This is a genomic window from Actinobacillus capsulatus DSM 19761 (assembly GCF_000374285.1).
GTDB lineage: Bacteria > Pseudomonadota > Gammaproteobacteria > Enterobacterales > Pasteurellaceae > Actinobacillus > Actinobacillus capsulatus.
Genome location: NZ_KB893930.1, coordinates 264,375 through 288,007, shown reverse-complemented (window position 1 = coordinate 288,007; position 23,633 = coordinate 264,375). Strand labels below are relative to the sequence as shown.

Genomic DNA, 23,633 nt, shown 5'->3' with positions numbered 1-23,633 from the left:
AAGTGGTCGTTTTTCGCAAATTTTTTGCAAGAAACGACCGCTTGTTATAAGGGAAGAAATAATTAGAAACGATAACCTACGTTTGCCGTAAATTCATTACCTTTTAACTTATCACCGCTTTTCTTCAAGTTGCTACGAGTATATTCCGCACCAATCTCTACATTACTTGATACAGCATATTTAGCACCTGCGCCATAGCCGTAACCACGGAAATTCGTATCGCCAATTTTGCTTTGTGCCACATCTACTTTAACATAAGGAAGTAAGTCTGAACCTACGCGGTAACCTTGTTGATATACCAGTGTGTATTTAGTTTTTTGTTTTACATCGCTAAATACTTTTGTGCTGCCTACTTTTACCTTACCTTGTACAACACCTACAAAGTTGTTGCCGTAGTCCATACCGTAATCGACTACTAATGCTGGACCGGTTGATTGTTTACCTTTAACGCCATCTACTTTATATTTCACGGTAGTTAAATCTACACCAACACCTACGCCAGTGAATGTGTTACCAACCGGTGCTGCAAATGCTGATGCAGAAAATAAACCCGCTAATGTTAATACTGTTAAATTTTTCATAGAATATACCTTTTCTGTTGTATCAGGATCTTCATTATATGCAAAAAGATCTTAGAAAGATAGAAGCTAAACAATCCTTACTCTAGTTCGCCACAAAAGCGATAACCTTCACCATGAATCGTCACGATGATCTCCGGTGTATTCGGATGATCTTCAAAATGTTTACGGATACGACGAATCGTCACATCCACCGTACGATCATGAGGTTTTAACTCGCGACCGGTCATTTTTAATAACAGATCTTCGCGAGTTTGGATCTTACCCGGATTCTCACAGAAGTGTAATAATGCACGGAATTCACTACGTGGTAATTTATTTACCACACCTTCTGGCGTAATCAAGCTACGGCTGTTTACATCTAATTCCCAACCGTTAAAGCGATAACTTTCTACCGGAATACTTTCCTTAGCCGCTTTATCTTTTTCATTCATTGTACGATGTAAAAGATTACGTGCACGAATGGTCAATTCACGTGGGTTGAACGGCTTAGTAATATAGTCATCCGCACCGATCTCTAAACCTAATATTTTATCAACTTCATTGTCACGTCCGGTTAAAAACATTAATGCAACTTTGGTATTTTCACGTAATTCACGTGCTAACATTAAACCGTTTTTACCCGGGAGATTGATGTCCATAATCACAAGATTAATCGCTTGTTCTGCGAGAATAGCATTCATTTCTACACCATCGGTCGCTTCAAACACTTCGTAACCTTCCGCTTCAAAAATGCTTTTTAGCGTGTTACGAGTGACAAGTTCATCTTCAACAATCAAGATTTGTGGATTTTGCATTGTATAAGCCTTCTAAGTAATTTTAAAAATCTGTTATTGCAAGGTGTTGAATTATTGTTGCAAAGTTGTGGCAATTCTACCGCTGTTAACGCTCACTAGAAAGAGTTAATTTAAGTTTTGTTATATTAAGTCAAATTTTTAATACAGATTGGATGAAGCAACCTACAATTTTCTTTAAGACAGAATAAGAAATAAACATTATCAATTATCTCGATCATCCACACCAACAATCAAATAGTTGCCATCAATATCCGATAAACTTCTAAAACCGATATTAAAAATATCACACACCTTATTACAATTAATTGATTTATAGTCAAAATTATCATGGTGGTGTCCATGAAAAATTTTACTCACTCCCATTTTTCTGGCAAGTTGATTAATTACAGCAAAGCCCTGAGGATGCGGACGAGGCGCTTCATGCGAAATCAAAATATCTGCCTGCTGATTTTCCAATGTCTCAATATCGGACGGAAAAATGGAAGTACGATGTCTTAACGGCAAACCGCCACGCCAAATTCGCTCCTGCGGACAATATTGGCAATAATGAATCGGATCGAAAAACATCGGACGATTCGGCGGCATCCAGATATGCCCCCGGAACACACCACCTAAACCGGCAATTTTTACCCCTTGAATATCCACCACTTTACCGTGAATATTACGTTGCTTCCATTCACTATTCCAAATCGAATCAAATGCGGCAACGGTTTTACTGTCATGATTACCGTGAATCAACCAAATATCACAATACTGTGAAAGCTTATCTAATTCTTCGGGCGTAGTTAGTTGCAAATCACCTAAAATAACCAATGCAACCTCTTCTCCTTTATGCGCTTTCAAAATAGGATAAAGATGTTGGTAACTACCGTGAGGATCGCCCGCAAAAAGTATCATTAGTTATCTTCCGTTTCGTGCTGATTATACTGTTTAAATTGCAATGGAATCGCTTCATCTTTTAAAATCGCCTCAACCACTTCTTTCGTTTGATTATAGCGATCCAAATAACTTGGCGATTCTATTTCAATATAAGGTACGCGGTACTTTTCCAATAATTTTTTTAATAATTGTTGGAAACGTTGGCGTTGTTTTACTGAGCCAAGGCTACGCAAACCGTCATCAACCCATTTGGTGTTATTCGAAAGTAAAATTGTCACATCAAATGGATATTCTTTAATCATTGAGTCTAAAAATGGGTGTGCTTTACCTTCATACTGAATACAAAATGCCTGAGTAGTGATGTAATCAGTATCAATAAACGCAACTTTATGCGCATGCTTCATCGCATAATCGACATAACGTTGGTGACCAAGCGCCATTCGAGGGTAATCCGAATATTGCATCGCCTGTTCATCACCCCCAAGCTGTTCAAACACAAATTCTCGCCCGTATTCCCAAGCGGATGTCGTATTAAATACATTTGCCAATTTGCTGACTAATACCGATTTGCCGCTACTTTCACCACCTAAAATCGCAATAGTTTTCACAAAGAATGGACGAACTTCTTTCGGGATAAAGCGCCAGTATTGGAATGGATTATTACGAATACGTGTTGCGGAAACGTCAAACAATTCACGTTTAGGATCAACTAAATGCACTTCCAAATTGAGGTATTTTTCGTAAGGATCTTTATCTTGCACTTCACTACTGAATACCACTGTCGGATTAATGCTTTTCTCATTGAACAACTCTTTAACACGAGCCGCCCACCCCGCCCAGCCGTTCGGGTAACTAGGAATCCCATCTTCTTTCAAGTGATGGATAAAAATTTGCTTTTTCTGATATTTAAAAATCTGTTGCATCCAACGCAGCCTATCCTCGTTGGTTGGCATACGCTTCATCTTACTGTCTTTAAAAAGTTGTAAATCTCGTTCGGTATCGGTACACACTACCACGTGTAATACATCTACTTTACTAAATGCCTCATAGATCAGATTAATATGACCGGTATGTACTGGGTAGAATTTACCAAAAATAACCCCAACACGTAGGTTCATATCTTCGACAATATTTAATACTTGGTGCAGCGATTTCAGTTTATTTGCACTTGGATTTTTTATTTTCCCACTGACCAGTTGATTAAAATAAGCTCGTGTTACACCTGCTTGCTCACAAACATCATTTACTTTCATTTTTAACTGTTTGCGCTTTAGCTGAAGATAAGCGAAATCTGTCATAATTCTTTCCTCAATATAAGTTGTCGTATAATAAAACAAAATGTAGCATTTGAGTATTTATTTATTTGCAAGTTCCACTTTATATGCGGTATTTTTGCAAAATTTTAGCTTAATTTAACCGCATATTCCTGAGCTGAAGAAGCTTGCTTTGCCAGTTTAAAAACTACAAAAAAACCGCATTGACTGTCAAAACGAAAGAAAATCGCTGAAATTACCGCCCTTACCTTTCCATTTTTGCCTGATAAACGTTATAATCACAGCAATTTTCTATTTAAATTTTGGCAACATTCCTAATGCAATTAATTCGAGGCTTTCATAACTTAGCGAACTTTCACGCCCTACAAAAAGGCTGTGTGCTGACTATTGGGAACTTTGACGGCGTTCATATTGGGCACCAAAATATTTTGGCTCGTTTATGTGATAAATCATTGGAGCTAAATTTACCCTCAGTGGTTATGTTATTTGAGCCACAGCCTCGTGAATTTTTTGCAAAAAAATCGGCAAATTTAACCGCTTCTTTAGCCCCTGCGCGGCTAATGCGGTTACGGAACAAATTGAAATGTCTAGAAGAAGCCGGAATTGATTTTGCCCTCTGCGTACGTTTTAGTGATAAATTCGCCCAATTGTCTGCCGATGCTTTCATTAGCGAATTGCTGGTGAAGCGCCTACAAGTGCGCTATCTCAGTATTGGCGATGATTTCCGTTTCGGTGAGAAACGTGCCGGCAATTTTGAAATGTTGCATAATGCAGGTCTAAAATACCGTTTTGCGGTAGAAGAAAGCCACACTCACAGTTTTAATCGTGAACGAATCAGCAGTTCTTTGATCCGCCAAGCTTTGCAGCAAGATAATCTTCACTTGGTAGAAAAATTATTAGGCAGACCTTATTCGATCGCAGGGCGAGTGGCGCATGGTAATAAGCTTGGTCGAACCATTGGCTTCCCGACTGCAAATATTATGCTTAACCGCTTAGTAATACCGCTGCAAGGCGTATTTGCCGTACAAATTCAAACCCAAACCGGTAAATATAATGGCATTGCCAATGTAGGGAATCGCCCAACCATTAACGGCAGTAAAGCATTATTAGAAGTACATATTTTTGATTTTAACCATTCGATTTACGGTGAAGCGATAGAGGTGTTCTTTATGCACAAAATTCGCAACGAAGTGAAATTCCCAAGTTTCGAAGCACTTAAAGAACAAATCGAAAAGGACAGACTACAAGCGGTCGAATTTTTCAAAGAATTTGCAAAATAGCAAGTAACCTAATAATTACACAAAATTCAAACTAAAATTTTATTAACTGGAAAACAAAAATGATTGATTACAAAAACACCTTAAATTTACCTGAAACAGGCTTTCCTATGCGTGGGGATCTCGCTAAACGTGAACCTGATATGTTAAAAAATTGGTATGACAAAAACCTATATCAAAAAGTACGTGAAAGTTCGAAAGGGAAAAAATCTTTCATTCTGCACGATGGCCCTCCGTATGCAAATGGTAATATTCACATTGGTCACGCAGTTAATAAAATTTTAAAAGATATTATTATGAAATCGAAAACCGCTTTAGGTTTCGATACTCCTTATGTTCCGGGTTGGGACTGTCACGGTTTACCGATTGAATTAAAAGTAGAAGGTATCGTAGGTAAACCTAACGAGAAAATTTCTGCGGCAGAATTCCGCCAAGCATGTCGTGATTATGCAAAAGGGCAAGTTGAAGGACAAAAAGCAGACTTTATGCGTTTGGGTGTTTTAGGTGACTGGGAAAATCCGTACCTTACTATGAATTTTGATACGGAAGCCCATATTATCCGTACTTTAGGTAAAGTGATTGCTAATGGTCACTTATATAAAGGCTCAAAGCCGGTTCACTGGTGTTTAGACTGTGGTTCATCACTTGCAGAAGCAGAAGTAGAATACGAAGACAAAGTGTCTCCGTCTATTTACGTTCGTTTTAAAGCGCTTGATAGTGCTGCTGTTGAAGCAAAATTTAATGCGGTAGGTAAAGGAAACGGTCAAATTTCTGCAATTATTTGGACCACAACACCTTGGACATTACCGTCAAACAAAGCGATTTCAATCAATCCTGAATTCGACTATCAATTAGTTCAATTTGGTGATGAACGTGTTGTTTTAGTAAAAGATTTAGTTGAAAGCGTACAAAAAGCGGCAGGCGTAGAAACAGTTGAAGTATTAGGTGAAGTAAAAGGCGATGCATTAGAGTTAACGCAATTCCAACACCCGTTCTATGACTACAGCGTGCCGTTAATTTTAGGTGATCACGTAACGACTGACGGCGGTACAGGTTTAGTACATACCGCACCGGATCACGGCCAAGACGACTTTGTGGTATCGAAAAAATATAACATTGAGATGGCAGGCTTAGTGGCAAATGACGGTAAGTTTATTTCAACTACGCCATTCTTTGCCGGTTTAGGTGTGTTCGAGTCAAACGAAAAAGTTTTAGAAAAATTAAAAGAAACCGGCGCATTATTAAAATTAGAACGTATCAAACATAGCTACCCACACTGCTGGCGTCATAAAACTCCGATTATTTTCCGTGCAACTCCGCAATGGTTTATTGGTATGGAAACACAAGGCTTACGTAAACAAGCATTAGGTGAAATTAAATCGGTACGTTGGATTCCAAGCTGGGGTGAAGCACGTATTGATACGATGGTAGCAAACCGTCCTGACTGGTGTATCTCTCGCCAGCGTACGTGGGGGGTGCCGATGACGATGTTTGTTCACAATGAAACCGAAGAGCTACATCCTCGTACACTTGAGATCTTAGAAACTGTCGCTAAACGTGTAGAAGAAAAAGGTATTCAAGCATGGTGGGATCTTGATCCGATTGAAGTGTTAGGTGCAGAAGATGCAAAAAACTACCGTAAAGTGCCGGATACTTTAGACGTATGGTTCGATTCAGGATCAACTTATGCTTCTGTTGTTGAAGCTCGTCCGGAGTTCAACGGTAACAATGTGGATATGTATCTTGAAGGTTCAGACCAGCACCGTGGTTGGTTTATGTCATCGTTAATGTTATCAACCGCAACCAATGGTAAGGCACCATACAAACAAGTATTAACTCACGGTTTCGTGGTAGATGAAAAAGGCCGTAAGATGTCAAAATCTTTAGGTAACGTAATCGTACCTTCAGAAGTTTGGAACAAAAATGGGGCAGATATCTTACGTTTATGGGTAGCATCAACCGACTACACCGGTGAAATCGCCGTTTCACACAATATTTTAAATAGTGCTGGCGAATCTTATCGTCGTATCCGTAACACCGCTCGTTTCTTATTAGCAAATTTAAACGGTTTTGATCCGAAACGTGACTTAGTGAAACCGGAAGAAATGATCGCACTTGACCGTTGGGCAGTAAGCTGTGCTTTAGAAGCACAAAACGACATTAAAGAAGCGTATGATAACTATCAATTCCATGCGGTAGTGCAACGTTTAATGCGTTTCTGCTCTATCGAAATGGGGTCATTCTATTTAGATATTATCAAAGACCGTCAATATACAACCAAAGCGGATAGCCTTGCCCGCCGTAGCTGCCAAACAGCGTTATGGCATATTGCAGAGGCATTAGTACGCTGGATGGCACCGATTCTATCATTCACAGCCGATGAAATTTGGGGCTACTTACCACAAGTTGAAGGTCGTTCGGAGTTTGTATTTACCGAAGAATTCTACGAAGGCTTATTTGGTTTAACCGAAGCTGATAAATTAGATGATGCTTACTGGCAACAAATCTTAAAAGTACGTGCTGAATCAAACCGTGTGTTAGAACAAGCTCGTAAAGATAAAGTAATCGGTTCAGGCTTAGAAGCGAAAGTAACGGTTTATGCAAATGATGAAATTCGTGCAATGTTGGAACAACTTGGCAATGAACTTCGCTTTGTACTTATTACTTCACAAGCAATTATCAAGCCGTTAAGTGAAGCGGATATTGCAGAAGGTGAAGTAGCTGGTTTAGCGGTGAAAGTTGAACGTGCTGAAGGTGAAAAATGCCCACGCTGCTGGCACTTCGCAACCGATATCGGCACTCATGCGGAACATAGCTCAGTATGTGGACGTTGCGTAGAAAACGTGGCAGGCGACGGTGAAAAACGTTCATTTGCTTAAATATGCTTAGGTAAGATAACCTCGTACTCTATGCTAGGTTTCATATTACAAAAGTTATTAAATATTTTGTCGCTGGGCGGCAATACTATACTAACCCGATAGATAAAATATCGGGTCTATCATATAGGATCGTAAAATGCTCATTCTCAATAAACCTAATCACGCAAAAAAACAGCTGGAAGCATTGCGTTTTATTCCGCAAACAGCGGATAAAGTAGAATTTCTAGCAGGTAGCCGTGAGTTCAAAGCTCGCATTTTACAGCTCATTAAAACTGCAAAAAAACGTATTTATTTAACCGCTTTATATTTTGAACAAGATGAAGCTGGACAAGAGATCTTAGAAGCGCTCTATCAAGCAAAATTAGCGAATCCAAGCTTAGAAATTAAAATCTTGGTAGATTGGCATCGCGCGCAGAGAGGTCGTATTGGTGAAGAAACTATCAGCTCTAATGCGGACTGGTATGCCAAAATAAAACAACAATATGATTTACCATTAGTACAAGAAATTGAATTCTGGGGCGTACCGATTAACGGTAGAGAAATTTTCGGGGTACTTCACCTTAAAGGTTTTATTTTTGATGATACGCTACTGTATAGCGGTGCAAGTATCAATAATGTTTATTTGCAACAGTTAGAACGTTATCGCTATGACCGTTACCATGTTATTGAAAACAGTGTGTTAGCAGATACAATCGTTGCCTTTACACAGCAACATATTTTATCGAATCAAGCAGTAAATCGTTTAGATCAGATTAAACGTCCGGCAACTGTAAAAATTCGCCCACAAATCAAAGCATTTCGCAAACAGCTAAGTCAACAAAGTTACCAATTTGTAGGGCAGCCGAAAAATGATGAGCTTTGCTTATCACCGATTGTGGGGTTAGGACGTAAAAACCGTTTAAATAAGACAATCGAAGCATTGTTTTACCAAGTGCAAAATAAACTGACGATTTGTACGCCGTATTTTAATTTTCCACGTTCGCTCTTAACACGCATTTCATGGTTACTTGAAAACGGCAGACAAGTAGAAATCATTGTAGGTGATAAAACAGCAAATGATTTCTATATATCGCCGGAAGAAAAATTCACGATGGTGTCGGCATTACCTTATTTATATGAAAAAAACTTACGAGCCTTTGCTAAACGTTTTGATTTTTATATTCAAAATCAGCAATTGAGCATACGTTTATGGAAAGACGGTGACAATACCTACCATCTAAAAGGGGTATGGATTGATGACCGTTATATTCTATTAACTGGTAATAATTTAAACCCTAGAGCTTGGGGACTAGATGCTGAAAATGCGGTACTAATTTATGATCCAAAGCCAGAATTAGCCGATAAAGTGCAGCTGGAACTCTCGCAAATTAGAACCTATACACAACAATTGAGCCATTATAGCGATTTAGAAATGGTTAAAGACTATCCATACGATGTTCAGAAATTACTGAAGAAATTTGGACGAGTGAAATTGGATAAAATCGTAAAAATGTTGTTATAACGATTTAATTGACTACGGATAACTTAGCGCTACACGAACTTCTTTTCGATGTGTTTTCTGAGTTATCCGTCGTTTATTTACAAAGGAATAAAAATGAGCGAACAAATTTATGGTATTCACGCCGTAAAAGCTTTCTTAGATAACGCACCGGAACGCTTAATTGAAGTTTTAGTGCTAAAAGGGCGTGAAGATAAACGTCTAAGTCCATTACTGAATGAGTTACAAGGCTTAGGTATTTCTATTCAGCAAGTAAATCGTCAAACATTGGATAACAAAGCGCAAGGCGAAGTTCACCAAGGTATTATCGCGAAAGTCGTGCCGCAAAAAGATCTGAACGAACATGATCTGGATGCTATTCTGGCACAAAAGCAAACCCCGTTTTTATTAATTTTAGACGGTGTGACGGATCCGCACAACCTCGGTGCTTGTTTACGTACCGCCGATGCGGCAGGCGTGGATGCAGTGATCGTACCGAAAGATAAATCGGCACAACTTACCTCAACTGCTCGTAAAGTAGCTTGCGGTGCGGCAGAAACAGTGCCGTTAATTCGTGTTACCAATCTTGCTCGCACCATGCGAGATCTACAAGAACAACACAATATCTGGATTGTCGGCACAGCAGGTGAAGCGACTTCTGGTATTTATCAGGCGAAATTAACCGGTGCTATCGCTTTAGTGATGGGAGCAGAAGGTGATGGTATGCGTCGTTTAACCCGTGAACATTGCGACCAGTTAATTAGTATCCCAATGGCGGGTTCGGTTTCTTCATTGAACGTTTCAGTGGCAACCGGCGTCTGCTTGTTTGAAATCATACGCCAAAAACTGGCTGCGAAATAAGCGCTAATTTCTTCAAATATGGAAGATGATAAAGCTTCATCTAAGCCATTGGGCATTTGCAAAGTTTGCTAAAAATTTAACCGCTTGTCTCTTCCGTATTTTCTCTCCTGATGACACGCTTCATACAGCGGTAATAATTGGCGAATCGTTTGGTAAATAAATTCCGCCATATCAATCTGATTAAGATCGGGCTTTTCGATATTACGTCCGATACACCAAAAATCTTCCTCGTTTTCAAGCGGCAATAAATCTGTTTCTTTGAGCGTTTTGAAATCGGCATATTCACTTTCCGCACCGTGCCACACTTCAAAATCTTGGTATTGAGAACGATCTAATTTTTCTAACCATTGATTATATTGTGATAACGAAATCTGCGAACGATCCGCTCGGTAACAATGCCAATCCAAACAAACCTGTAAACGGCGGCGATTTAAAATCACCGATAAAATTGCGGCTGAATTTCGGTTAAATTCGTATTTGTAATAGGCAAAAAAATGCGCTCGTACCTGCCAACCGTTACACCATTTTTCAATATGCGGTTCGGCAAACGGCATACCGAGCTGACGTGCCACCTCTAAATGCAACGCTTTCCATTTTTGCCACTCGGTTTTGTAATTCGCTTTAATGAGCGGAATATCTTCCGGACAATATTTTTTCATTTGAGCAAATTGAAAAAACGGGATCTCAAATAATTCACAACTTTTGGCATTTAGCATTTTGATTCCTCAAAAAAGCGGTTGAATTTGCAAATTCAACCGCTTGTCATTAGCTAGGATTAGCTACGGGTGTAAACAAATTCCACACCTTCTTCATCTTCTTCTGACCAATCATCATCAAAGTCATCCCAATCTTCTTCGATAGGGTTTTGCATTGCTTCTTGATGATAATCATCCCATTTGAATTTCACTTCATCCGCTTCTTTATTTTCTTCCGCTACTTCACGAGGGTTCGCTTCGATAAAGTCCATAATGTCACGGGTAAGATTTTGCACATTTTGACCGGTTGCAGCAGAAATTAAGTAATAATCACCTTCCCAACCGATTTGTTCGGCGATTTCTTTTGCTCGCTCTTGTGCTTCTTCTTCACCAATCGTATCAATCTTATTAAAGACTAACCACGTCGGTTTTTCCGATAGTTTTTCGCTGTATTGGTAAAGCTCACTTTCAATCACCGAGATATTTTGTGCCGGATCGCTTTCGTCAATCGGCATAATATCGACTAAGTGAATTAAAATGCGGCAGCGTTCCAAGTGTTTTAGGAAACGGATACCTAAGCCTGCACCTTCTGCGGCCCCTTCAATTAGGCCCGGAATATCGGCAACTACAAAGCTGCGATCTGCCCCAACACGAGCCACACCTAAACTTGGCACAAGGGTAGTAAATGGATAATCGGCCACTTTCGGTTTAGCCGCAGACACGCTACGAATAAAGGTAGATTTACCTGCGTTTGGTAAACCTAGCATACCCACATCGGCAAGTAGCATTAACTCAAGTAATAAATCACGTTTTTCGCCCGGTGTACCATTCGTTTTTTGTCGAGGTGCACGGTTTACTGACGATTTAAAACGGGTATTACCTAAGCCGTGATAACCGCCTTTTGCCACCAACATTTTCATACCATGTTTGGTTAAGTCACCGATCACTTCTTGAGTGTCATTGTCGATTGCTCGCGTACCGACCGGCACACGTAAGATAATATCGTTACCACGATGTCCGGTACAACCGGCACTACGACCGTTTTCACCACGACCTGCAGCATAACGTTTTTCAAAACGGTAGTCGATAAGGGTATTAAGGTTTTCGTCTGCGATTAAGTAAACATCACCACCATCACCACCATCACCACCGTCCGGCCCACCTTTTGGGATATATTTTTCACGGCGGAAACTCACACAACCGTTACCGCCATCGCCTGCTTCTACACGAATCAGGGCTTCGTCTATAAATTTCATTTTGTTTCCTCTTGGACGCACTGCGTGCGTCCACAACATAAATTACATCTTCTCTACCGTTTTAATACCCAGCAAATCCAAACCTTGTTTTAAGGTTTTGGCGGTTAATGCAGCTAAGGCTAAACGGCTGTTTTTCACGTTTTCTTCTGCATTGAGCATCGGGCAAGCTTCATAGAAACTTGAGAATGCACCGGCTAATTCGTATAAGTATTGGCAAAGGATATGTGGCATACCGTCTTTTGCTACGCCGTTTAACGCTTCTTCAAACTGTAAAAGTTTAACCGCTAACGCACGTTCTTTATCTTCAGTTAAATTAATTTCGCCGTTTAAGCCGTTTACATCAATGCCAGCACGGTTGAAGATTGAGCGAATACGAGTATAAGCGTACTGCATATACGGGGCAGTGTTACCTTCAAAGGTCAGCATATTATCCCAGTCGAATACGTAGTCCGTCGTACGGTTTTTCGAGAGGTCTGAATATTTCACCGAACCGATTGCCACCGCTTCCACCACTGCTGCTTTTTCTTCTGCGGTTAGATCCGTTGAACGCTCGGAGATTAATTTATCCGCACGCTCAACCGCTTCATCTAACAGGTCTTTTAATTTAACCGTACCACCCGAACGCGTTTTAAACGGCTTGCCGTCTTTACCTAACATCATTCCGAAGAACGGATGTTCAAGACTGAAACTTTCCGGCACATAGCCTGCTTTACGAGTAATTAACCACGCTTGTTGCATATGTTGTGCTTGGCGGCTGTCGGAGAAGACTAACGCACGGTCGGCTTTTAAGATTTCATAGCGATATTTTGCGGCGGCAATGTCGGTGGTAGTGTAAAGGAAACCACCATCTTTTTTCTGCACAATCACGCCCATTGGGTCGCCGTCTTTGTTTTTAAATTCATCTAAAAAGACGACTAACGCACCATCATCTTCCACTGCTAAGCCTTTGGCTTTGAGGTCGGCAACAATTTCTGGCAACATTGGGTTGTAGAGGCTTTCGCCCATTACATCTTTTTCCGTTAAGGTTACGTTTAGGCGGTTGTAGTTCTCTTGGTTGTGGTGCATTGTGATGTCCACAAGCTTTTTCCACATCGTTAAGCAATAGTCATCGCCACTTTGCAATTTCACCACATAGTTACGGGCTTTTTCGGCAAACATTTCGTCTGAATCATAATGCTCTTTAGCTGCACGGTAGAAGGCTTCCAAATCGCTTAATTCCATCTCACTGACGTGTTCGTTTTCCATTTTTTCAAGATAGGCAATCAGCATACCGAATTGCGTACCCCAATCGCCAACGTGGTTGGCACGAATCACATTGTTACCTAAAAATTCTAAGGTACGCACCACCGCATCACCGATAATGGTTGAACGTAAGTGACCTACGTGCATCTCTTTTGCAACGTTTGGAGAAGAATAGTCAATCACGATAGTTTGCGGATTTGCAGTTTTAATCCCGAAATTGACCGCTTGTAACGCTTCGCTCGCTTGGCTCGCTAACCACGCTTGGTTTAAGAAAATATTGATAAAGCCCGGACCGGCAATTTCTAATTTGTCCGCAACGCCATTTAAGTCTGCGTTATCTAAGATTTTTTGAGCGAACTCGCGTGGGTTCATTCCTAATTTTTTCGCTGCGCCCATTGCGCCATTTGCTTGATAATCGCCAAATTCCGGTTTGCCTGATTGACGTACAAGCGGCTCAACATTACTTTCTGCGCCAGCCGCAATCATTGCTTGTTTAATTTTGTCTGATAAAATCTGTTGAATATTCACGAATATATAACCTTTTTCTACGTGCAATTTTCTGCACGAACTAAATTAAAGAATCCGAATAGTGCAAAAAATCGCACCCTAAAGGAAAAACACTCTATGATACAAGAAAATGCAACATTTTACGAGAAAATGACCGCTTGTTTTGGTGATTTTTCTGAATTTCAACAAAAAATCCAGCAAATTGCCCATTTGGCAATGCTAGATTTAAATCTGTTTAAAATTGACCATTTAGCAGTCAGAATGAATGATTGGCAGACTGCTGACCAATGGCGCTCTTTCTTACTTGAACAGGGTAAATTATTAAAAGAAAGTGAAATAAACGGGCGACCGATAGCGCTTATTAAGCTTAATCAGCCGCTAGCTTTTTTAGGACAAGAAGTCTCAATTATCGAATTACCGTTCCCGAAAGATAAAATTTATCCGCAACAAGGTTGGGAACATATTGAAATTGTTTACCCAATGAGAAAAATGAAACAGCTGAGCAATGGACTGAACGCACATTAAAACAGTTTCACTTATTGATTAATGCCAATCTTACGCTTAAAATCAGCCAGCCTAAGGTGGAGGGAGAACAGTTACCTAATCCAAGTATTGCAATTTCAGTCAAGAATGCAACTTATTGCAATCCTTATTGTCTCAAGCTCCACCCTTATGATATAAATGAGGTGATCCGTTCGGAAAGTCATTTCTGAGCAATTTTTCATTGGAGAATAATATGAAAAAATTAAGTTTCGCAGCAGCTTTAATGGCAAGCTTAACACTCGTAGGTTGTGCAAATACCGATATTTATAGCGGTAGCGTATATAGCGCCGGCCAAGCGAAAGAAGCGCGTTCAATTAGCTATGGTACAATCGTTTCTGTGCGCGATGTAAAAATCCAAGCAGATAATCAAGGTGTATTAGGAACTGTTGGTGGCGGCGTTCTTGGTGGCGTAGCCGGTTCAACCATCGGCGGCGGTAGCGGTCGTGCAGTAGCAACAGCAGTTGGTGCGGTTGCCGGTGCAATTATCGGTAATACCGTTGAAGAAAAAGCGACTCAAGTTTCTTCATTAGAAATGGTGATTCGCAAAGATGACGGCAAAGAAATTGTTGTTGTTCAGAAAAAAGAAAAAGGTTTCGTGCCAGGTAAACGTGTTCGAATCGTAGGTTCAAACTCAAACCTGAACGTATCCGTTCTTTAAAATCTATCTAAGGATATTACATAATGAAAAAATTTTCTCTCGCTGTATTAGCGACAGTTACACTTGCAGCTTGTACGCAAGACTTTTATGCAGATAAAGGTAATGCGACCGTATTAAGTTCTAAAGATCTTTCTAAAGATGTCGTTGAACTCACTATTCGTAAAGATAATGGTGAAGTTGTAACGATGACTCGTGAATATGACTCTCATGCTGCTGTTGGCGCACGTGTAAAAGTGTCAGATAATTATGAGAATAAAGATGCGGATTTAAAAACAATTCATCGTTATGAATTTAAATAATCGGCATTATTAAACTGAAAGCCCTGAACTCTCGTTCGGGGCTTTTCGCTATGCTTACAGCCAACGCCGTACTTGTTGACAATATTGGGTAAAGCGTTCACCAAACTTTTTCTGCAAATATTGTTCTTCCGTTTTTATTTGGAACCGATTTAAATAACATACAAATCCAATAATCACTAGTGATGCAAGATATCGGTTCAGCCATATTGCCCATGCAATAAGCAAAAACATTAATCCTAGATACATTGGGTTACGGCTAAAGCAGTAGATTCCTGAGGTAACTAATAACGAACTTTGTTGCGGAGTAAAAGGACTAATGGTTGTGTGCGCTTTTTTCAAGGCATAAAGCCCCGCTATACTTACAGCAATGCCGATTCCGGCAAATAAAAAACTGAGCCATTGCGGAAATGGATAATGCTCACCTCTTGGTAATAAATAAATTAACAACAAACAAAACGCAAACAATAATGGTGGCGGTAGTTTAAGTTCCATAATATGTAAATTTCCGCTAAAAAATAACCGCTTACAGTACGCTACAAGCGGTCAAATTCAAATGATTTCTTGCAAATTACACGTTAAAGCGGAAGTGCATTACATCGCCGTCTTGTACGATATAATCTTTACCTTCTAAGCGCCATTTACCCGCTTCTTTCGCACCAGATTCGCCTTTATTATCAACAAAGTCTTGATAGCCGATCACTTCCGCACGAATAAAGCCTTTTTCGAAGTCAGTATGAATAACCGCTGCCGCTTTTGGTGCGGTTGCACCGACGGAAACCGTCCAAGCACGCACTTCTTTTACACCTGCGGTAAAGTAGGTTTGTAAGTTTAATAAACGGTAACCGGCACGAATTACACGGTTTAAGCCCGGCTCTTCAATGCCTAAATCTTGTAAAAACTCGACTTTTTCTTCGTCATCTAATTCAGCAATTTCTGATTCAATCGCAGCACATACCGGCACCACTACCGCACCTTCTTTTTCAGCGATTTCACGTACGCGATCTAAATATGGGTTATTTTCAAAACCGTCTTCATTCACGTTCGCAATGTACATGGTCGGTTTTAAGGTTAAGAAGTTATAACCTTTAATTGCGTGTAATTCGTCTTTGTCTAAATCAACCGAACGAATCATTCCGGCATTTTCAAGCACCGGTAAGATTTTTTCCATAATCGATAATTCAAATTTTGCGTCTTTATCGCCACCTTTCGCACGTTTTTGTAAGCGTTGAATCGCACGTTCGCAGCTGTCTAAATCCGCTAATGCAAGTTCGGTGTTGATGATTTCAATATCATCCGCTGGATCAATTTTACCGGCAACATGTACGATATCGTTATTGTCAAAACAACGCACCACGTGGCCAATCGCATCAGTTTCACGAATGTTGGCTAAGAATTTATTACCTAAGCCTTCACCTTTACTTGCGCCAGCGACTAAACCGGCAATATCCACAAATTCCATTGTGGTTGGAAGCACACGCTCAGGTTTCACAATTTCCGCTAATGCGTCTAAACGCGGATCCGGCATCGGTACTACACCGGTATTCGGCTCAATGGTACAGAACGGATAGTTAGCCGCTTCAATACCGGCTTTGGTTAACGCATTGAAAAGGGTTGATTTACCTACGTTCGGTAAACCCACGATACCACATTTAAATCCCATAATTTCCTCTTAATTTTCACGGAATACACGGAAGAATGCCGAAAATGACAAGTGGTCTGATTTTGCTAAAATTTGCAAATTTCTAAAAGAAAATAACCGCTTGTTTATGCCATTGAGTATTCTTTCGTGACAAATAACATTATGCTTTAAAGCCGTTGAGACAATTTGTTGCTTTCGTCACACCGTCTTTAAATAGAACTTCTACACAGCGACCGGCTTCGTCCACCGCCACATTAATTTTTTCTTGATCCTGCGGACTTGGTTTACCCAATACATAACCGGCAACCAATTCTTTACTGCCCGGATGCCCGATACCAATACGCACACGGTAAAAATTATTACTGTTGCCAAGGCTGGCAATAATATCTTTCAAACCGTTATGACCACCATGGCCACCACCTTGCTTAATTTTCGCTACGCCCGGCGGTAAATCCAATTCATCATGAGCAATTAAAATTTCTTCCGGTTTAATACGATAGAAATTTGCTAAAGCGCCGACGGATTTACCGCTTAAATTCATAAAGGTAGTCGGCACAAGCAAACGAACCTCGCCGCCCGCCGTATTAATTTTTGCGACTTTCCCAAAAAATTTAGCGTCTTCTTTTAAGCTAACATTAAATTGGCGAGCAATTTCATTAATTAGCCATTCACCGGCATTATGGCGAGTATCTTCGTATTTCGCCCCAGGGTTAGCTAATCCAACGATAAGTTTAATTTGTGACATTCTCTGTCCTATTCGATTAACAGGGAAAAGCCCTAAAATGAAAAGTCGTTATTGTAGGCAAAAAGGGCATTTTCCACAAGGGAAATGCCCTTTTTAGTTGAATTTATACTGCTAAAAAATTTGCTAATTCACGGTCGTTTTTAGTCGCTTTTGGATCTTCGCCATATTTGTTAGTGAAACGTTGACCATCTTTAAACATTAAAAACAACATAAAAATCCATATACAGCCGATACTTGCAAGTGTCAAAAAATATAAGGAATATTCAGCACCACTAATTGCTCCCAATTCTTGGCCTAAAGAGAAGACCGTTGCAATACTTAAAATAATAACAATCACATAAGGTAATAACTGCCACCACCCAGACCAACCTAAATCGTGTAAACGTCGAGTCGTGACACTTATCGAAGGAATAAATATCGCAAATTGGTAGAGGTATAACAGGATTGTTAATCCGCTTGCAACATTTTCTAACCCAATAGCAAAACAAACACCTACTAAGATATTTAATATAATTGCTATCAAGATATTGATTAAATAAAACCAACCATATTCTCTACGTCTAGCTCGATCGGAAAAGTTAAAGCTTCGCTTTAATGCGAATAAACACCAATTCATCAAGTTCTCCTTTTATCTTATTAAATTATGAGTATTGGTTTAATACTAAATATTTAGGACTTTTACCAAATCGATTGGTAAATGGCTGCCCATCTTTGAATGTTAGATATAAGAAATATGCAAAAACAATCACGAGACTGACCATCATAAATAATCCGCCTTTTTGAGAAGAAGATACCGCTTCAATGATTTCATCCGGCATAAATATGAGAACACACAGTGAAGTATTTACAATAACTAGCAATGATTGCCACTAACCGGAATAGCCTAAATCATGTAAATGTCTTACCGTTGCACTCATCAGCGGTAATTAATAGCAACAAAATATCTAAAGCATAATTAACAAAATGCTTCATAAATCCAAATAAACCAAGCAAACTCTAAGCGTCTTGCTCTTCCAGAATAATCAAACGTATGGCGTAGCACATACATAAACCATTCCATTCATACCTCCTTACAATCACACATCAAATAATCATTATTCGTTTTCTATAAATTTTGAAGCAAATTGGACTACTTGTCACTCAATTTGAATAAATTTGCATACTTAGGTTGTCCTAAACCCATAAATCAGCGAAAATAGCCCAATATTTTTAAGGTGGATCATCCACCTTTTTATTTCAATTTTAGCCTAGAGAAAAGCATGTCATATCTACAAGAAGTCAATAAACGCCGCACTTTTGCGATTATTTCTCACCCCGATGCGGGTAAAACCACCATTACCGAAAAAGTTTTACTTTACGGAAATGCCATCCAAACCGCTGGATCAGTAAAGGGCAAAGGCTCTAGCGCACACGCAAAATCCGATTGGATGGAAATGGAAAAACAACGTGGTATCTCTATTACAACGTCTGTAATGCAATTTCCTTACAATGATTGTTTAGTCAATTTATTGGATACGCCCGGACACGAAGACTTCTCTGAAGATACGTATCGTACACTAACTGCGGTAGATAGCTGCTTAATGGTTATCGACAGTGCAAAAGGTGTTGAGGAACGTACAATTAAATTAATGGAAGTTACTCGTCTGCGTGATACACCAATTCTAACCTTTATGAATAAGCTCGACCGTGATATCCGTGATCCGATGGAGTTATTAGATGAAGTAGAAAACGTACTGAAAATTCGTTGTGCGCCGATTACATGGCCGATTGGTTGCGGAAAATTATTTAAAGGCGTATATCATATTGCTAAAGATAAAACCTATCTTTACCAATCAGGTCAAGGCTCAACCATTCAAGAAGTACGTATCGTAAAAGGCTTGAACAGCCCTGAACTTGATGCTGCAGTCGGCGATGATTTAGCGAATCAACTACGCGAAGAATTAGAACTTGTACAAGGTGCATCAAACGAATTTGATCACGAAGCCTTTATCAACGGCGAACTAACGCCGGTATTTTTCGGTACCGCATTAGGTAACTTCGGTGTCGATCATTTCTTAGACAGTTTAACCGAATGGGCACCAAAACCGCAAGCACGTCAAACCGATGTCCGCACGGTTGAATCAAGTGAAGAAAAATTCTCTGGCTTCGTATTTAAGATCCAAGCGAATATGGATCCGAAACACCGTGACCGAGTGGCATTTATGCGCGTTGTTTCAGGCAAATACGAAAAAGGTATGAAGCTCAAACACGTACGTATCGGCAAAGATGTCGTGATTTCCGATGCCTTAACCTTTATGGCAGGCGATCGTTCACACGCTGAAGAAGCCTATGCCGGCGATATTATCGGTTTACATAACCACGGCACAATCCAAATCGGCGATACTTTCACCCAAGGCGAAGTAATGAAATTTACTGGAATTCCGAACTTTGCACCGGAACTATTCCGCCGTATTCGTTTGAAAGATCCACTTAAGCAAAAACAATTGCTGAAAGGCTTAGTTCAACTTTCGGAAGAAGGTGCTGTACAAGTGTTCCGTCCGTTAATGAACAATGACTTGATTGTAGGCGCGGTCGGTGTGCTTCAGTTTGACGTGGTAGTTTCTCGTCTGAAAACCGAATATAATGTGGAAGCAATTTACGAAGCGGTAAACGTGGCAACTGCCCGTTGGGTTGAATGTAAGGATGCGAAGAAATTCGAAGAGTTTAAACGCAAAAACGAACAAAACCTTGCATTAGACGGTGGCGATAATTTGACTTATATCGCACCAACTATGGTGAACTTAAATCTGGCGCAAGAACGCTATCCGGATGTTGAGTTCTTTAAAACACGTGAACATTAATCGAAAACAAGCGGTCAAATTTTGCAAATTTTTTGCAAAAATCACCGCTTGATTTAAGTAAAAAAATGCGACCTCATCCGGTCGCATTTTTCTTATGTCTTTAAAACATCAATTACCAGAAATAACCCATACCGATAGAACCACCAAGCTCTTTACGAGTATTCGCACTGAAAGATACTTTCACACCAACACCGCTTGGTAGCGATTGTGAGTAACCTACCGCTACCGCACTTTGGCTTTCATACTGACCAACCGCTGCAGTTACACCTGATTGACCTGCTGGCGCTTGTAATAAACCAGCCGTAGCAATTGCTGATGCCGTACCGGCTTTACGATCTTTGTTTAAACGGTTCAGACGTTTGTCAAAATCATTACGTGTTTGATTTAACTGGCGTACATTTACCGCATCACCTGCTTCAACACCATCAGCAACATTAGTAATACGTTTGTTATTCATATTAATACCGTTACTATCAATTGTCGGACCATTTTTAACCGAAACAGAATCTACAGTCACTTTCGCAAATGTTGGGTTATCCACTGTTGCTACAGTAATCGTATTCGCATTTTGGGTAATAGCAATGTTCTTACCTGAATGTACTGCTACCGTTTCACCAGATTTCACGTTATGGGTAGTAACTTTACCATCTGCCGCTTTAGTTGAAACATTCACGCCTTTATTTGCTGCCGCTGCCGTATCAATCTTCGATTTCACTTCATCTGATAAGCCATATACTACTTTACCTTGACCGTCTGTAGTCACATTTAGATCTGAAGTCGCACCAAAAGTTAAGCTATCACCTTGTTCCAAGGTCCAAGTATCCGCTAACGCATCAGCACTTAATGCTGCCTCATTATTGCTTACGTTGAAAGTATAAGCGGTCGATTTATCTGCTTTTTCATCAAGTTGTGCTTTATTTACCGCATCTGCACTGTTTGTACCGGCTTTAACATTACTAATAGTTTTGTCTGCAGCATCAATACCTGCGGTTGTAAGCTCCGGTCCGTTTGCTACACCAACAGAAGTGGTTGCTAGCGCTTGGTTAGCATTCATTACATTACTATCAATACGTGCAATTTCAGAAGAACCTGCAATAAGTTGATCAGTATTTACACGTGCGATATTACCTGTTCCTGCAACTAATAAATCAGTATTTACATTTGCGATATCACCTGTTCCTGCAACAATTTGATCTGAATTAACACGAGAAATATTACCCGTACCACCATTAATTTGATCTACATTTACACGAGCGACGTCTGTTGTACCTGCAACAATTTGATCTACATTTACACGTGCAGAGGTTGCTATATCTGCAGTAGATACGACTGCTGAGGTTTCAAGGAATGCTTCCGTCGTTGCGCTATCTACACTTTCCAGAATAAGGTTTACTGGATCGACTGTCATCGTCATTAATTCAGGATCCGCGCTGAAATCCTCAAAACTATCTAATGATCTTCTGCTACGGCTACTTCTAGGCGCTGCTTCAGTACTCTCTGAGGCATTTGTTAAACCCGTGTTACTTACTAACTCTGAAGGAGCAATATTTGGATAATAAAGTAATGCATTACTCACTAAAATTTGATATAGCTGTCCACCATTGATTGCATCTGTACTGAATTCAGAAATATCACCAGCAGCTAAATTAGTAATACCGTTTGAGCTAATTTTTGGTCCATCTGCAACATTAATCGTATTTACTACGTGTAAATTATCTGTATTAACGGTATTTGAAGAGAAGCTTGCTGTACGGATTCTATTCGCATCAAGTACACCGGAAACCGCTAATGATTCTGTTCTTACACGAGCCGCATCAACAATTCCCGAAGCAGATAATGAACCAGTTCTGATACGTGCTGCATCAATCACACCTGAAGCCGCTAATGAACCGGTTCTTACACGAGCAGCGTCAATAACGCCTGATGCAGCTAAGTAATTTGTATTAACTTTTTCTGCGTTAACTTTTGCTGTATTAACCGAATTTGAAGCTGTTAATGACGCAGTATTAACTTCTGCCGCATTCACTGCATCTGACGCTGTTAATGAAGCTGTGTTAACTTGTGTTGCATTTACTGCCGCTTTCGCTGTAATTGAATCGGTATTTACTTGCGTTGCGTTTATCGCTTTAGCATTAACTGTTGTTGATTTCACGTTTTCCGCATTCACTTTTTGTGAATTTACCGCATTTGAAGCAGTTAACGATGCCGTATTAATTTGCGTTGCATTTACTGCATTTGATGCTGTTAATGATGCCGTATTGATTTGCGTCGCATTCACTGCCCCGGAAGCCGTTAATGAAGCGGTGTTAATTTGGGTAGCATTTACTGCGGCACGTGCGGTAATTGAATCGGCATTCACTTGAGTTGCATTTACCACTTTAGCATCAACCGTTGTTGACTTCACATTCTCCGCATTAATTTTTTGCGAATTCACCGCATTTGAAGCGGTTAACGATGCCGTATTGATTTGCGTTGCGTTTACCGCTGCGCTTGCGGTAATTGAGTCAGTATTTACTTGTGTGCTATTAATCGTTTTTGCATCAATTTCATTGGTACTTACAGTAAAAGTATTTAAGCGATTCGTATTTGAAGTCGTCGCATTTACAACATTTGCCGCAACATTCAGCGCATTTACCTGTGCAGAATTAACCGCTTCTGAAGCTGTTAATGCAATTGTGTTCACTTTAGTTGCATTTACTGCACCTGAAGCAGTGAGTGCTGCTGTATTGATTTGGGTTGCATTTACTGCGCCTGAAGCCGTTAATGAAGCGGTATTAATTTGGGTTGCATTTACAGCCCCAGATGCAGTCATTGAAGCAGTATTAATTTGAGTTGCATTAATTGCATCACTACGTAATGTCGTTGTCTTTACTGACGAAAATGCGACATTATCAGCAGAAGAAATATTTAATGTATTTCCTTGTGCTGCAAGATTTAAATTATTATCTGAATTAACAATAACTTTATTTAAGTTATCAGCAGTAACCGTTACCGTGGTTAATTCATTTGCCATAGATGTTGTATAAAGAGATGATAAAGCTAATGCAATTATCGTTTTACTCATTTTTTTATTTACATACATATTCCCACCTCAAATTAAGGAATTTGATTTCTTTCAGTTAAATTTCATTCATTCTTTATCAAATTAATCGTAAACAACATTCAATCTTATTTAGATAAATAACCT

At 39.8% G+C, this 23,633-nt stretch carries 19 protein-coding genes and 1 pseudogene; 8 read left to right on the top strand and 12 right to left on the bottom strand.

Translation table 11 applies throughout. The features are described from left to right. Positions 1-62: 62 nt before the first annotated feature. The 4 genes from C228_RS0101400 to nadR form a co-directional block, all read right to left on the bottom strand. Positions 63-581 carry a porin family protein gene (locus C228_RS0101400; protein ID WP_018650931.1) on the bottom strand — a complete coding sequence of 173 codons (519 nt, stop codon included), beginning with the start codon at positions 579-581 and terminating at the stop codon, positions 63-65. Positions 582-658: 77 nt separating this feature from the next. Continuing rightward, positions 659-1,375 (bottom strand): two-component system response regulator ArcA, encoded by a 717-nt coding sequence (gene arcA, locus C228_RS0101395; RefSeq protein ID WP_018650930.1) that lies wholly within the window; start codon positions 1,373-1,375, stop codon positions 659-661. Positions 1,376-1,576: 201 nt separating this feature from the next. Then, a complete protein-coding gene (locus tag C228_RS0101390; protein ID WP_018650929.1) occupies positions 1,577-2,272 on the bottom strand; it encodes a metallophosphoesterase family protein in 696 nt (231 codons plus the stop codon). Further along, the gene (nadR, locus tag C228_RS0101385) at positions 2,272-3,552 is read right to left on the bottom strand and encodes a multifunctional transcriptional regulator/nicotinamide-nucleotide adenylyltransferase/ribosylnicotinamide kinase NadR (RefSeq protein ID WP_018650928.1); all 1,281 of its coding nucleotides are present in this window, start codon (positions 3,550-3,552) and stop codon (positions 2,272-2,274) included. The genes C228_RS0101390 and nadR overlap by 1 nt, the downstream gene beginning before the upstream one ends. 293 nt (positions 3,553-3,845) lie before the next feature. On the opposite strand from nadR, the gene ribF reads away from it, so the two are divergent. The 4 genes from ribF (at position 3,846) to rlmB (ending at position 10,022) form a co-directional block, all read left to right on the top strand. Next, positions 3,846-4,808, top strand: a complete 963-nt coding sequence (gene ribF, locus C228_RS0101380) for a bifunctional riboflavin kinase/FAD synthetase (RefSeq protein WP_018650927.1) — start codon at positions 3,846-3,848, stop codon at positions 4,806-4,808. A gap of 59 nt (positions 4,809-4,867) precedes the next feature. Continuing rightward, positions 4,868-7,684: an isoleucine--tRNA ligase gene (gene ileS, locus C228_RS0101375; protein ID WP_018650926.1), complete on the top strand. Its 2,817-nt coding sequence runs from the start codon at positions 4,868-4,870 to the stop codon at positions 7,682-7,684. 136 nt (positions 7,685-7,820) lie between these two features. Beyond that, positions 7,821-9,185: a CDP-diacylglycerol--serine O-phosphatidyltransferase gene (pssA, locus tag C228_RS0101370; protein ID WP_018650925.1), complete on the top strand. Its 1,365-nt coding sequence runs from the start codon at positions 7,821-7,823 to the stop codon at positions 9,183-9,185. A 93-nt stretch (positions 9,186-9,278) separates the two neighbouring features. Beyond that, entirely contained in the window at positions 9,279-10,022 is a 744-nt protein-coding gene (gene rlmB, locus C228_RS0101365; RefSeq protein ID WP_018650924.1) for a 23S rRNA (guanosine(2251)-2'-O)-methyltransferase RlmB, read from the top strand. A gap of 68 nt (positions 10,023-10,090) precedes the next feature. Here the strand turns inward: rlmB and C228_RS0101360 are convergent, their stop codons facing one another. The 3 genes from C228_RS0101360 to argS are packed head-to-tail and all read right to left on the bottom strand — an operon-like array spanning position 10,091 to position 13,743. After that, positions 10,091-10,738, bottom strand: coding sequence for an HI_0552 family protein (locus C228_RS0101360; protein WP_018650923.1), 648 nt, complete (start codon positions 10,736-10,738; stop codon positions 10,091-10,093). 59 nt (positions 10,739-10,797) lie between these two features. Further along, positions 10,798-11,973: an Obg family GTPase CgtA gene (gene cgtA / locus C228_RS0101355; RefSeq protein ID WP_018650922.1), complete on the bottom strand. Its 1,176-nt coding sequence runs from the start codon at positions 11,971-11,973 to the stop codon at positions 10,798-10,800. A gap of 42 nt (positions 11,974-12,015) precedes the next feature. Beyond that, complete coding sequence (gene argS, locus C228_RS0101350; RefSeq protein WP_018650921.1) at positions 12,016-13,743, bottom strand: arginine--tRNA ligase; 1,728 nt, start codon at positions 13,741-13,743, stop codon at positions 12,016-12,018. 96 nt (positions 13,744-13,839) lie between these two features. On the opposite strand from argS, the pseudogene C228_RS13130 reads away from it, so the two are divergent. The 3 genes and pseudogenes from C228_RS13130 (at position 13,840) to C228_RS0101335 (ending at position 15,222) form a co-directional block, all read left to right on the top strand. Beyond that, positions 13,840-14,435 (top strand): annotated as a pseudogene (locus C228_RS13130) (VOC family protein). A gap of 23 nt (positions 14,436-14,458) precedes the next feature. After that, a complete protein-coding gene (locus tag C228_RS0101340; protein WP_018650920.1) occupies positions 14,459-14,923 on the top strand; it encodes an outer membrane lipoprotein in 465 nt (154 codons plus the stop codon). Positions 14,924-14,946: 23 nt separating this feature from the next. Further along, positions 14,947-15,222: a deoxyribose-phosphate aldolase gene (locus tag C228_RS0101335; protein ID WP_018650919.1), complete on the top strand. Its 276-nt coding sequence runs from the start codon at positions 14,947-14,949 to the stop codon at positions 15,220-15,222. Between the two features lie 54 nt (positions 15,223-15,276). Here the strand turns inward: C228_RS0101335 and C228_RS0101330 are convergent, their stop codons facing one another. The 4 genes from C228_RS0101330 to C228_RS0101315 form a co-directional block, all read right to left on the bottom strand. Beyond that, positions 15,277-15,714, bottom strand: a complete 438-nt coding sequence (locus C228_RS0101330) for a methyltransferase family protein (RefSeq protein WP_018650918.1) — start codon at positions 15,712-15,714, stop codon at positions 15,277-15,279. A 76-nt stretch (positions 15,715-15,790) separates the two neighbouring features. Beyond that, positions 15,791-16,882: a redox-regulated ATPase YchF gene (gene ychF / locus C228_RS0101325; protein ID WP_018650917.1), complete on the bottom strand. Its 1,092-nt coding sequence runs from the start codon at positions 16,880-16,882 to the stop codon at positions 15,791-15,793. Between the two features lie 139 nt (positions 16,883-17,021). Then, entirely contained in the window at positions 17,022-17,606 is a 585-nt protein-coding gene (gene pth / locus C228_RS0101320; protein ID WP_018650916.1) for an aminoacyl-tRNA hydrolase, read from the bottom strand. 103 nt (positions 17,607-17,709) lie between these two features. Continuing rightward, positions 17,710-18,222, bottom strand: a complete 513-nt coding sequence (locus C228_RS0101315; protein ID WP_018650915.1) for a DUF805 domain-containing protein — start codon at positions 18,220-18,222, stop codon at positions 17,710-17,712. Positions 18,223-18,865: 643 nt separating this feature from the next. Between C228_RS0101315 and prfC the strand changes: the two genes are divergently transcribed. Beyond that, a complete protein-coding gene (prfC, locus tag C228_RS0101305; RefSeq protein WP_018650913.1) occupies positions 18,866-20,446 on the top strand; it encodes a peptide chain release factor 3 in 1,581 nt (526 codons plus the stop codon). Positions 20,447-20,558: 112 nt separating this feature from the next. Here prfC and C228_RS0101300 read toward each other — a convergent pair whose 3' ends face one another. Beyond that, positions 20,559-23,528 (bottom strand): YadA-like family protein, encoded by a 2,970-nt coding sequence (locus C228_RS0101300; protein WP_018650912.1) that lies wholly within the window; start codon positions 23,526-23,528, stop codon positions 20,559-20,561. Positions 23,529-23,633: the final 105 nt, after the last annotated feature.

Excerpts from the sequence above, each read along its gene's own strand:
- C228_RS0101335 (WP_018650919.1), top strand. The coding sequence starts at position 14,947 with ATGAAAAAATTTTCTCTCGCTGTATTAGCGACAGTTACACTTGCAGCT.
- C228_RS0101400 (WP_018650931.1), bottom strand. The coding sequence starts at position 581 with ATGAAAAATTTAACAGTATTAACATTAGCGGGTTTATTTTCTGCATCA.
- pssA (WP_018650925.1), top strand. The coding sequence starts at position 7,821 with ATGCTCATTCTCAATAAACCTAATCACGCAAAAAAACAGCTGGAAGCA.
- C228_RS0101330 (WP_018650918.1), bottom strand. The coding sequence starts at position 15,714 with ATGGAACTTAAACTACCGCCACCATTATTGTTTGCGTTTTGTTTGTTG.
- pth (WP_018650916.1), bottom strand. The coding sequence starts at position 17,606 with ATGTCACAAATTAAACTTATCGTTGGATTAGCTAACCCTGGGGCGAAA.
- ribF (WP_018650927.1), top strand. The coding sequence starts at position 3,846 with ATGCAATTAATTCGAGGCTTTCATAACTTAGCGAACTTTCACGCCCTA.
- C228_RS0101360 (WP_018650923.1), bottom strand. The coding sequence starts at position 10,738 with ATGCTAAATGCCAAAAGTTGTGAATTATTTGAGATCCCGTTTTTTCAA.
- C228_RS0101315 (WP_018650915.1), bottom strand. The coding sequence starts at position 18,222 with ATGAATTGGTGTTTATTCGCATTAAAGCGAAGCTTTAACTTTTCCGAT.
- ileS (WP_018650926.1), top strand. The coding sequence starts at position 4,868 with ATGATTGATTACAAAAACACCTTAAATTTACCTGAAACAGGCTTTCCT.
- C228_RS0101300 (WP_018650912.1), bottom strand. The coding sequence starts at position 23,528 with ATGTATGTAAATAAAAAAATGAGTAAAACGATAATTGCATTAGCTTTA.
- prfC (WP_018650913.1), top strand. The coding sequence starts at position 18,866 with ATGTCATATCTACAAGAAGTCAATAAACGCCGCACTTTTGCGATTATT.
- C228_RS0101390 (WP_018650929.1), bottom strand. The coding sequence starts at position 2,272 with ATGATACTTTTTGCGGGCGATCCTCACGGTAGTTACCAACATCTTTAT.
- arcA (WP_018650930.1), bottom strand. The coding sequence starts at position 1,375 with ATGCAAAATCCACAAATCTTGATTGTTGAAGATGAACTTGTCACTCGT.
- nadR (WP_018650928.1), bottom strand. The coding sequence starts at position 3,552 with ATGACAGATTTCGCTTATCTTCAGCTAAAGCGCAAACAGTTAAAAATG.
- rlmB (WP_018650924.1), top strand. The coding sequence starts at position 9,279 with ATGAGCGAACAAATTTATGGTATTCACGCCGTAAAAGCTTTCTTAGAT.
- ychF (WP_018650917.1), bottom strand. The coding sequence starts at position 16,882 with ATGGGATTTAAATGTGGTATCGTGGGTTTACCGAACGTAGGTAAATCA.
- cgtA (WP_018650922.1), bottom strand. The coding sequence starts at position 11,973 with ATGAAATTTATAGACGAAGCCCTGATTCGTGTAGAAGCAGGCGATGGC.
- C228_RS0101340 (WP_018650920.1), top strand. The coding sequence starts at position 14,459 with ATGAAAAAATTAAGTTTCGCAGCAGCTTTAATGGCAAGCTTAACACTC.